Origin of the sequence: Streptomyces aurantiacus, assembly GCF_001418335.1 — a bacterium.
Lineage (GTDB): Bacteria > Actinomycetota > Actinomycetes > Streptomycetales > Streptomycetaceae > Streptomyces > Streptomyces aurantiacus.
Map to the genome: position 1 here is coordinate 1 of NZ_LIPP01000324.1, position 9,642 is coordinate 9,642.

At 69.5% G+C, this 9,642-nt stretch carries 9 protein-coding genes; 6 read left to right on the forward strand and 3 right to left on the reverse strand.

Translation table 11 applies throughout. The features are described 5' to 3' along the window. The 3 genes from AOK01_RS33255 to AOK01_RS33265 form a co-directional block, all read left to right on the forward strand. Window positions 1–613: ComF family protein (locus AOK01_RS33255; RefSeq protein WP_425424777.1), on the forward strand; the 613-nt coding region annotated here is incomplete at its 5' end. Window positions 614–928: 315 nt separating this feature from the next. Then, window positions 929–1,621 (forward strand): ribosome hibernation-promoting factor, HPF/YfiA family, encoded by a 693-nt coding sequence (hpf, locus tag AOK01_RS33260; RefSeq protein WP_382033435.1) that lies wholly within the window; start codon window positions 929–931, stop codon window positions 1,619–1,621. 231 nt (window positions 1,622–1,852) lie between these two features. Beyond that, window positions 1,853–2,611 carry a response regulator gene (locus tag AOK01_RS33265; RefSeq protein WP_055518276.1) on the forward strand — a complete coding sequence of 253 codons (759 nt, stop codon included), beginning with the start codon at window positions 1,853–1,855 and terminating at the stop codon, window positions 2,609–2,611. 130 nt (window positions 2,612–2,741) lie between these two features. Here the strand turns inward: AOK01_RS33265 and AOK01_RS33270 are convergent, their stop codons facing one another. Then, window positions 2,742–3,944: a winged helix-turn-helix domain-containing protein gene (locus tag AOK01_RS33270; protein WP_055518279.1), complete on the reverse strand. Its 1,203-nt coding sequence runs from the start codon at window positions 3,942–3,944 to the stop codon at window positions 2,742–2,744. 61 nt (window positions 3,945–4,005) lie between these two features. Continuing rightward, window positions 4,006–4,584, reverse strand: coding sequence for a GNAT family N-acetyltransferase (locus AOK01_RS33275; RefSeq protein ID WP_055518284.1), 579 nt, complete (start codon window positions 4,582–4,584; stop codon window positions 4,006–4,008). Window positions 4,585–4,833: 249 nt separating this feature from the next. On the opposite strand from AOK01_RS33275, the gene secA reads away from it, so the two are divergent. Then, on the forward strand, window positions 4,834–7,653 hold the full coding sequence (gene secA / locus AOK01_RS33280) for a preprotein translocase subunit SecA (RefSeq protein WP_055518280.1): 2,820 nt from the start codon (window positions 4,834–4,836) through the stop codon (window positions 7,651–7,653). Between the two features lie 316 nt (window positions 7,654–7,969). On the opposite strand, the gene AOK01_RS33285 is transcribed toward secA, so the two are convergent. Beyond that, on the reverse strand, window positions 7,970–8,503 hold the full coding sequence (locus tag AOK01_RS33285) for an Rv3235 family protein (RefSeq protein WP_055518286.1): 534 nt from the start codon (window positions 8,501–8,503) through the stop codon (window positions 7,970–7,972). 288 nt (window positions 8,504–8,791) lie between these two features. On the opposite strand from AOK01_RS33285, the gene AOK01_RS33290 reads away from it, so the two are divergent. Beyond that, window positions 8,792–9,307, forward strand: coding sequence for a DUF6912 family protein (locus AOK01_RS33290; protein WP_055518282.1), 516 nt, complete (start codon window positions 8,792–8,794; stop codon window positions 9,305–9,307). A 175-nt stretch (window positions 9,308–9,482) separates the two neighbouring features. Next, window positions 9,483–9,642: HAD family hydrolase (locus AOK01_RS45650; RefSeq protein ID WP_425424778.1), on the forward strand; the 160-nt coding region annotated here is incomplete at its 3' end.

The following is a 9,642-nucleotide window of genomic DNA, read 5'->3' on the forward strand; positions in this document are numbered from 1 at the left end:
GGCGGGGCTGGGAGTCGGTGGCCAGGTGGCGGCGGACGGTGCGGCGGTGGCGGCCGGGCCGGGGGACGCCCGGGCGCCGGTGTCGCTGGTGCCTGTGCCGTCGGCGCGGTGGGCGGTGCGGGCGCGGGGGCACGACCCGGCGCAGCGGATCGCGCTCGCCGCGGCGGCCGAGCTGCGGCGTACCGGGACGCCGGCGAGGGTGCTGGCCGTGCTGCGGCAGCGGCGTGCCGTGGCCGACCAGTCCGGGCTCGGCTCACGGCAGCGGCTGGACAATCTCGCCGGTGCCCTGGAGGTGACCCCGGCAGGAGTACGGCTGCTGGCCGGCGGTGGGCGGACCGTGCTCGTCGACGACCTGATGACGACGGGCGCGTCCTTGGCCGAGGCGGCGCGGGCCCTGACGGCGGCCGGTGCGACCGTTCACCCGGGAAAGGGCGGATTCTACGGCCGGGTAACACCGAGAACTACGGGGGAAGGGGCGAGACGGGTAACGATGACAGGTGTAGGCCGACCGGAAGTGGTGAGGGAAACGGGGAGCGCGAACAGCACGGAAGACGGGGTCGGCGCCGCAGTGGTCGCTGCGTCTCCAGCTTCTTTCGAAATAAACCGGAACTGACAGGCAAGTTGCGTCGTTGCAGGTAGTGAGAGGTTCCATTCATCTGAATGGAGGTATGCGGCAGTAGAGGGTGACGACATCCGTCCAGGCGAGATATGTTCGGTTGTGAGGGAATGGCGGACGCCGTCCCCCGCATATCGGAATGCCGCGCCGTGGGTTTTCCTCTTTCATCCGGAACAGTGGGGTGGAGATCTTGCCCGCGGGGGAGGAGGAGGTGGAAGTCACCGAGTCCGAGGCTCCGGGACGCGCTGGAGCCTGGTGCAAAAGGGAGACGCTCCGCCGTCGATGCGGGGCGATCCGGGAACGGAGTTCTGCGTGGACATCGTCGTCAAGGGCCGCAAGACCGAGGTGCCCGAGCGGTTCCGCAAGCACGTGGCCGAGAAGCTGAAGCTGGAGAAGATCCAGAAGCTCGATGGCAAGGTGATCAGCCTCGACGTCGAGGTGTCCAAAGAGCTGAACCCCCGGCAGGCCGACCGCTCAGACCGAGTGGAGATCACGCTTCACTCCCGCGGTCCGGTGATCCGGGCGGAGGCAGCGGCAAGCGATGCGTACGCGGCGCTGGATTTGGCGGCAGACAAACTGGAAGCGCGGCTGCGCAAGCAGCACGACAAGCGGTACACCCGCCGTGGCGCACGCAGGATCTCGGCCGCCGAGGTGGCCGACCACGTCCCTGGTGCGGCGACGCTCGACGGGAAGGGCAGCGTCGTCCAGGACGAAGCGCCCGAGGCCGTGCCGACCAAGAAGATCGGCCCGCTCGAAGTGAAGGGTGACGGCCCCCTCGTCGTCCGCGAGAAGACCCACGTCGCGTCCCCGATGACGCTCGACCAGGCGCTCTACGAGATGGAACTGGTCGGGCACGACTTCTACTTGTTCGTCGACTCCGAGACCAAGGAACCGAGTGTCGTCTACCGGCGGCACGCGTACGACTACGGCGTGATCCACCTCAGCACGGACCCGATGGTCGCCAAGGCGCAGCAGGCTCCGGCAGGCGGGGCGCTCGGCGGCTGACCCTGCCCGGCCGGCTCCCCCGGCCCTCGGCCGGGAGGACCCCCAGTCGGTGCCCCTGGAGTGCACGTGTGCCCCCAGGGGCACCGGTGTGCGACCTCTTCGTGCCCCGCTCTGTCATCCCGTTGTCGTCCGGGCATGAAATCATGGCTCTACCGGCCTCAACCGGTGTGTCGTTGCGCCGGGTTGGCGATGGCACAGGAACACAGGCCACGGCCTTCAGGGGGAGGAACCATGGCGGACAGCTTCGGACCGATGCGTGACGAGGATGCCGACGGCGGCGTCGTCGGCGTGGGGTCGGACGTGGGCCCCGACGCGGGCTCCTCACGCAAGGAGCCCATTCGCGTCCTTGTCGTGGACGACCACGCCCTGTTCCGCCGCGGTCTGGAGATCGTGCTCGCCGCGGAGGAGGACATCCAGGTCGTCGGGGAGGCGGGGGACGGTGCCGAGGCGGTCGACAAGGCCGCCGATCTGCTGCCCGACATCATCCTGATGGACGTACGGATGCCGAAGCGCGGCGGGATCGAGGCGTGCACGTCCATCAAGGAGGTCGCCCCCAGCGCGAAGATCATCATGCTGACGATCAGTGACGAGGAGGCCGACCTCTACGACGCGATCAAGGCGGGGGCCACGGGTTATCTCCTGAAGGAGATCTCCACGGACGAAGTGGCCACGGCCATTCGCGCGGTTGCGGACGGGCAGTCGCAGATCAGTCCCTCGATGGCTTCGAAGTTGCTCACCGAGTTCAAGTCGATGATCCAGCGTACGGACGAGCGGCGGCTGGTGCCGGCGCCTCGGCTCACCGATCGTGAGCTGGAGGTTCTGAAGCTGGTGGCGACCGGAATGAACAACCGGGATATCGCCAAGGAGTTGTTCATCTCCGAGAACACCGTGAAGAACCATGTGCGGAACATCCTGGAGAAGCTGCAGTTGCACTCCAGGATGGAGGCCGTGGTGTACGCGATGCGGGAGAAGATTCTTGAGATCCGCTGAGGCGCGACGTGCTGTGACGTTCTGAGGGCGGCGAGGGGCGGGGTGCGGTTGTCGGGTGCGGGCCCGATGTGGCTGGTCGCGCAGTTCCCCGCGCCCCTGAGAGGCCCCTGAGAGGCCCCTGCCGGGGAACCTAGCCGAGTGTCCTCGTCAGTTCGGTCGTCAGGGCGTCACGCAGTTCCGGGGTGTTCGCCCGCTCCACGCGGATGTTCGTGCAGTCCACCCAGCTTGCCGCTTCGACCAGGGCCTGGGCCGCTGCCGGGACGGCCTTGATGCCGTCCAGGGTGACCTGTTTGGCGACCAGGGTGGCGCCGTCGCGGGCCGGGTCCACCCGGCCGACCAGGCGGCCGCCGGCCAGCACCGGCATGGCGAAGTAGCCGTACACCCGCTTGCGCTTGGGGACGTAGGCCTCCAGGCGGTGGGTGAAGCCGAAGATCCGCTCCGTGCGCGCCCGGTCCCAGACCAGCGAGTCGAACGGCGACAGGAGCGTGGTGCGGTGCCGGCCGCGCGGGGTCGTCACCAGCGCCGCGGGATCCGCCCAGGCCGGCTTCGACCAGCCCTCCACCGTGACCGGGACCAGGCCCGACTCCGCGATCACCGCGTCGACCTGCTCGCCCTTGAGGCGGTGGTAGTCGGCGATGTCCGCGCGCGTGCCCACGCCCAGGGACTGGCCCGCGAGCCGCACCAGGCGGCGCAGGCACTCCGCGTCGTCCAGCTCGTCGTGCAGCAGCGTGTCCGGGATCGCCCGCTCGGCGAGGTCGTACACCCGCTTCCAGCCGCGGCGCTCCGTGCACACCACTTCGCCGTACATCAGGGCGCGCTCGACGGCGACCTTGGTGCCCGACCAGTCCCACCACTCGCTGGTCTTCTTCGCGCCGCCCAAGTCGGTGGCCGTGAGCGGCCCTTCGGCCCTCAGCTGCTTGATGACCTGGTCGTACGTGCCGTCCGGCAGCGCGTGGTTCCAGTGCGGGCGGGCGCGGTAGGCGCGGCGGCGGAACGCGAAGTGCGGCCACTCCTCGACGGGCAGGACACAGGCCGCGTGCGACCAGTACTCGAAGGCGTGGGGCCGTGCCGGACGCCCGCCGACGGCTGCCGGGGTCCAGTACGCCTCGTCGACCGTCCTGCGGCCGACGGCGCCGAGCCTCGCGTACGGGATGAGTTCGTGGGACCGGGCCAGGACGGAGATGGTGTCGAGCTGGACCGCTCCCAGGTGCCGCAGGACGCCCCGGACACCGCCCCTGCGGTCGGGGGCTCCCAGGAATCCCTGCGCGCGCAGGGCGATCCGACGGGCCTCGTCGGAGGAGAGTTCGGCGGTCGGGCGCGGCAGACTCGTCATGGTCCGCACGATAGGCGGTGCCACTGACATCGGTACCCGCCGAGGGTGCGGGAGCGGGCGGTCAGGCCGGCCGGGGAGCGGGCAGGTACGGCGCCGTCGACGGCAGACCCACATCCGACGGCAACAGGGAACCGACCCAGCAGTCGCGGCGTACGCCCTTGTTGTTGACGCCGGCGCGGAGGGTCCCCTCAAGGGTGAAACCGGCGCGTTCGGCGACCGCGAGCGAGCCCGTGTTGCCCACCTCGGCCCGCCACTCGACGCGGTCCATGGCCCGCTGGATGAACGCCCAGCGGGAGGCGGTGAGCGCCGCCTCGGTGATGTAGCCGTTGCCCCGGTGTTCCTTCGTCGCCCAGAAACCGATCTCGCCGACTCCCAGGGAGCGCATCGTGAGGGCGAGCATGCCGACGAGTTCACCACCGGCGGGCAGGAAGACACCGAAGGTGAACATCGAGCAGTCCGCCCATCCGTCGGGCACCATCTGCTCGGTGAAGGCCGTGGCGTGCTCGCGCAGATAGGGCGACGGGATCGTGGTCCAGCGCTGGATCTCGGGATCCTGGACGGCGTCGAACACGGCGTCGGTGTCGTGCGCTCCCACCGTGCGCAGCAGGAGTCGTTCGGAGGTCAGCGTGACGGGGTCCATCGGCCGATTCTGCGCGGGCTTCGGTACGGAAGCCATCACTTTCGCGCTCCGTGAGGACTCCGTCACGTTTCGTGGCGTCGGCGCGGCACCTTCCGCATCCCCCGCCCGTTGTCTCCATGGCTGTCCCATGCAGACCTCCCGGCGCGGTGGGGTCCTCCCTTACGATGGCCGTTGCTCAAGCTGTCATTTGAATCTGTCATTCATTGCAACCGACCGTCCCAGGCCCGACCGGCAAGGAGACAAACCCTCGTGTCCGTCCTCTCGAAGATCATGCGTGCAGGCGAAGGAAAGATCCTGCGCAAACTGCACCGCATCGCGGACCAGGTCAACTCCATCGAAGAGGACTTCGTTGACCTCTCCGACGCCGAGCTGCGAGCCCTGACCGATGAGTACAAGCAGCGGTACTCCGACGGCGAAAGCCTCGACGACCTGCTGCCCGAGGCGTTCGCGACCGTCCGTGAGGCCGCCAAGCGCGCCCTCGGCCAGCGCCCCTACGACGTGCAGATCATGGGCGGCGCCGCCCTCCACCTCGGCTACGTCGCCGAGATGAAGACCGGTGAGGGCAAGACCCTGGTCGGCACGCTGCCCGCGTATCTGAACGCCCTCTCCGGAGACGGCGTCCACCTCATCACGGTCAACGACTACCTGGCGGAGCGCGACTCCGAGACGATGGGCCGCGTCCACAAGTTCCTGGGCCTGAGCGTCGGCTGCATCCTGGCCAACATGACGCCGGCCCAGCGCCGCGAGCAGTACGGCCGCGACATCACGTACGGCACGAACAACGAATTCGGCTTCGACTACCTGCGCGACAACATGGCGTGGTCGCAGGACGAACTGGTGCAGCGCGGCCACAACTACGCGATCGTCGACGAGGTCGACTCGATCCTGGTCGACGAGGCCCGTACGCCGCTGATCATCTCCGGCCCCGCCGACCAGGCCACCAAGTGGTACGGCGACTTCGCCAAGCTCGTCACGCGCCTGACGAAGGGCGAGGCGGGCAACACCCTCAAGGGCATCGAGGAGACCGGCGACTACGAGGTCGACGAGAAGAAGCGCACCGTCGCCATCCACGAGCCCGGTGTCGCCAAGGTCGAGGACTGGCTGGGCATCGACAACCTCTACGAGTCGGTGAACACGCCTCTGGTGGGCTACCTGAACAACGCCATCAAGGCCAAGGAGCTCTTCAAGAAGGACAAGGACTACGTCGTCATCGACGGCGAAGTCATGATCGTCGACGAGCACACCGGCCGTATCCTCGCCGGCCGCCGCTACAACGAGGGCATGCACCAGGCGATCGAGGCGAAGGAAGGGGTGGACATCAAGGACGAGAACCAGACGCTCGCCACGATCACCCTGCAGAACTTCTTCCGCCTCTACGACAAGCTCTCCGGCATGACCGGTACGGCGATGACCGAGGCCGCCGAGTTCCACCAGATCTACAAGCTCGGCGTCGTCCCGATCCCGACCAACCGGCCCATGGTCCGCATGGACCAGTCGGACCTGATCTACCGCACCGAGGTCGCGAAGTTCGACGCGGTGGTCGACGACATCGCCGAGAAGCACGAGAAGGGCCAGCCGATCCTCGTCGGCACCACCTCGGTCGAGAAGTCCGAGTACCTCTCGCAGCAGCTCAGCAAGCGCGGCATCCAGCACGAAGTGCTGAACGCGAAGCAGCACGACCGCGAGGCCCCGATCATCGCCCAGGCCGGCCGCAAGGGTGCCGTCACCGTCGCCACGAACATGGCAGGCCGTGGTACGGACATCAAGCTCGGCGGCAACCCCGACGACCTCGCCGAGGCGGAGCTGCGCCAGCGCGGCCTCGACCCGGAGGAGCACATCGAGGAGTGGGCCGCGGCGCTGCCGGCCGCCCTGGAGCGGGCCGAGAAGGCCGTGCAGGCCGAGTTCGAAGAGGTCAAGGACCTCGGCGGGCTGTACGTGCTGGGCACCGAGCGGCACGAGTCCCGCCGTATCGACAACCAGCTGCGCGGTCGTTCCGGCCGTCAGGGCGACCCGGGCGAGTCCCGCTTCTACCTGTCGCTGGGCGACGACCTGATGCGGCTGTTCAAGGCCCAGATGGTCGAGCGCGTCATGTCGATGGCGAACGTCCCGGACGACGTGCCGATCGAGAACAAGATGGTCACCCGCGCCATCGCCTCCGCCCAGTCGCAGGTCGAGACGCAGAACTTCGAGACCCGCAAGAACGTCCTGAAGTACGACGAGGTCCTCAACCGGCAGCGCGAGGTCATCTACGGCGAGCGCCGTCGGGTCCTGGAGGGCGAGGACCTCCAGGAGCAGATCCAGCACTTCACGAACGACACGATCGACGCGTACATCGACGCGGAGACCGCGGAGGGCTTCGCCGAGGAGTGGGACCTGGACCGGCTGTGGGGTGCCTTCAAGCAGCTCTACCCGGTGAAGGTCACCGTCGAGGAGCTGGAGGAGGCGGCCGGTGACCGTGCCGGTCTGACCGCCGAGTTCATCTCCGAGTCCATCAAGGACGACGTCTACGAGCAGTACGCGGCCCGCGAGGAGCAGCTCGGCTCCGAGGTCATGCGTGAGCTGGAGCGCCGGGTCGTGCTGTCGGTCCTGGACCGCAAGTGGCGTGAGCACCTCTACGAGATGGACTACCTCCAGGAGGGCATCGGCCTGCGCGCGATGGCGCAGAAGGACCCGCTGGTCGAGTACCAGCGCGAGGGCTTCGACATGTTCACCGCCATGATGGACGGCATCAAGGAGGAGTCCGTCGGCTACCTGTTCAACCTGGAGGTCCAGGTCGAGCAGCAGGTCGAGGAGGTCCTGGTCGAGGACGCGAAGCCGTCGCTCGACAAGCAGCAGGATGCGGTTCCCGCGGGGGCGGGGGCCTCTCGGCCGGAGATCCGGGCCAAGGGGCTGGACAGCCCGCAGCGGCCGGACCGGCTGCACTTCTCCGCGCCCTCCGTGGACGGGGAGGGGGGCGTCGTCGAGGGTGACTTCGCCACGGACGAGGAGCCGGTGCGGTCCGAGTCCGACGGGCTCACCCGTGCGGAGCGGCGTAAGCAGCAGAAGGGTGGCCGTCGCCGCAAGAAGTGACGGTTCGCTCCGCTGGGTGAGCTTGGAAGGGCCGGGCACCGGTTGGTGCCTGGCCCTTCCGCGTTGGGGTGGGCCGGGGTGGCTGGTTCGGCTGCGGGTCGGTGGGGGCTTGTCGCGCAGTTCCCCGCGCCCCTGAAGAAGACTGCGCCGTTCCCCGCGCCCCTGAAAAAGACTGCGCCGTTCCCCGCGCACCTGGCAAAGACTGCGCCGTTGCGCCGTTGCGCCGTTGCGCCGTTCCCCGCGCCCCTTGCGGGCCCCCGGTTTCCGCGTCCCTTGTGGGGCGGCGGAGCCGGGCGCCGGCCTGGCGGGGCGCGGCTCAGTCGTCGGTCGGTCGGGGCATGCGGGGGCCGCCCAGTTCTACTGCTGTGCAGCGCCAGCGAAGGTCCGGGCCCTGCTCCAGGCGGAAGGCCATGGCGCGGAGCTGGTCGCCGGCGCCGATGCGGGCGAAGGCCTCGACGGCGCCCGGACGGGGCACGTAGTAGCCGACGTCCCGGACGACCGGGCGGGTGCCGCGCGTGCGGAGGGGGCCGCGTTCGGCGAGCCAGGCCAGTTCGTCGTACGCGCGGCCGACGGTGTGCCGGAGCATGCAGTGGACCGGGCGCCGTCCGCTCAGCACCTCGACGAGCCGTTCGGCGAAGAGGTCGGTGGGACGGAGGCCGGCCGCGTCTCGTGCCGTTCTGGGAGCCGCGCCGCCCCCTGCCGCAGCAGGTGGGCCGTCGGGCCGCGCTGTGCCCGGCAGGGCGCCGTTCCGGGCCGTGGAGGGACCGGCTCCGCCCGGGCGGCGGGTGTCCTGGCGGACGGGCGGACGGGTGCCCGGGGTGCGCCTCGTCCTGGTCATCACCTTGTTCACGGCGGGGCCCCATTCGTCGGACCGGCGGATACCGGTCGGTAACTTTCTGTCGAGGACCTTGTACGAGGCCGGGGCCCGCAGCCGCAAGGAAGCCGGGCGGGCGCCGGAGCCGCCGAAATGTTCACCTATCAGGGTGATGGGGCAGGGCGGGAGCCTTGGCGGGACCGGGGACCACCGGGTGACGGGCGAGACGGCGGTGGACGCCCGCGGAGGGTGGGCGCGGACTCGAAAGAGGACACCCGCACGTATCCTGAAGGCCCCCGGGACCCCCAACGAAAGCGGCCAGCCATGCGCGTCTACGTCCCCCTGACCCTCTCCGGTCTCGCCGAGGCGTACAAGACGGGTGAGCTGGGCCCTGGACCCTTCGTCGCGTACGCCGTCACGCCCGCGCTGCGCGAGTGGTACCTCTCCGACGACATCGAGGAACTGGAGTACGCGGCGCTGAACCGGGCCGCGCTCGCCTCCCTGCGGCTGGTCGCGCTCGACCCCGGTGCCCCGCGCCGGCGGGTCGTCGTCGCCGTCGACGTGCCGGACGGGGCCGCTGCCGCCGAGCCCGGCCTGGGCCCGGACCCCGCGTTTCTCGGTGAGGTGCGGGTCGGCGGGGCCGTGACGCTGGCCGAGGTCGCGGCCGTGCACGTCGACTCGGACGAGGCGGGCGCGGACGTGACGGCGGCCGCGGACGCGCTGGGTGCGGCGGACCGGGGCGACGACGACGCGCAGTTCGTCGTGGACGGGGCCGAGGACCACGAGCTGCTGTGGTTCGCCACGCAGGAGATCCCGAACCTGGTGGGGCTCGGCGACTGACGCGCGGCGAACGGCGAACAGCGACTGGTGACTGGTGACTGGCGAACGATGCCCGACGCACCCGGGGCGCCGTTCAAACGCCACCCGGGGGGCGTGATTTCCGAGGCGGACGCTCCCGCAGCGCGCTCGAAGCGCAGCGTGCGGCGTTGTCAGTGGGGCCGGGTACTTTTTGGATATGGGGATGCACGGAGCGACACATATCGTCTGGGACTGGAACGGCACCCTGTTCCACGACAACGCGGCAATCATCGGTGCGACGAACGCGGCGTTCGCCGAACTGGGCATACCGCCGATCACGCTGGAGCGGTACCGGGAGCTGTACTGCGTGCCCGTAC

What these genes read in the sequence shown, in the direction of transcription:
- AOK01_RS33265 (WP_055518276.1), top strand. Translation starts at nt 1,853, where the DNA reads ATGGCGGACAGCTTCGGACCGATGCGTGACGAGGATGCCGACGGCGGC.
- AOK01_RS33270 (WP_055518279.1), bottom strand. Translation starts at nt 3,944, where the DNA reads ATGACGAGTCTGCCGCGCCCGACCGCCGAACTCTCCTCCGACGAGGCC.
- AOK01_RS33275 (WP_055518284.1), bottom strand. Translation starts at nt 4,584, where the DNA reads ATGGACCCCGTCACGCTGACCTCCGAACGACTCCTGCTGCGCACGGTG.
- AOK01_RS33290 (WP_055518282.1), top strand. Translation starts at nt 8,792, where the DNA reads ATGCGCGTCTACGTCCCCCTGACCCTCTCCGGTCTCGCCGAGGCGTAC.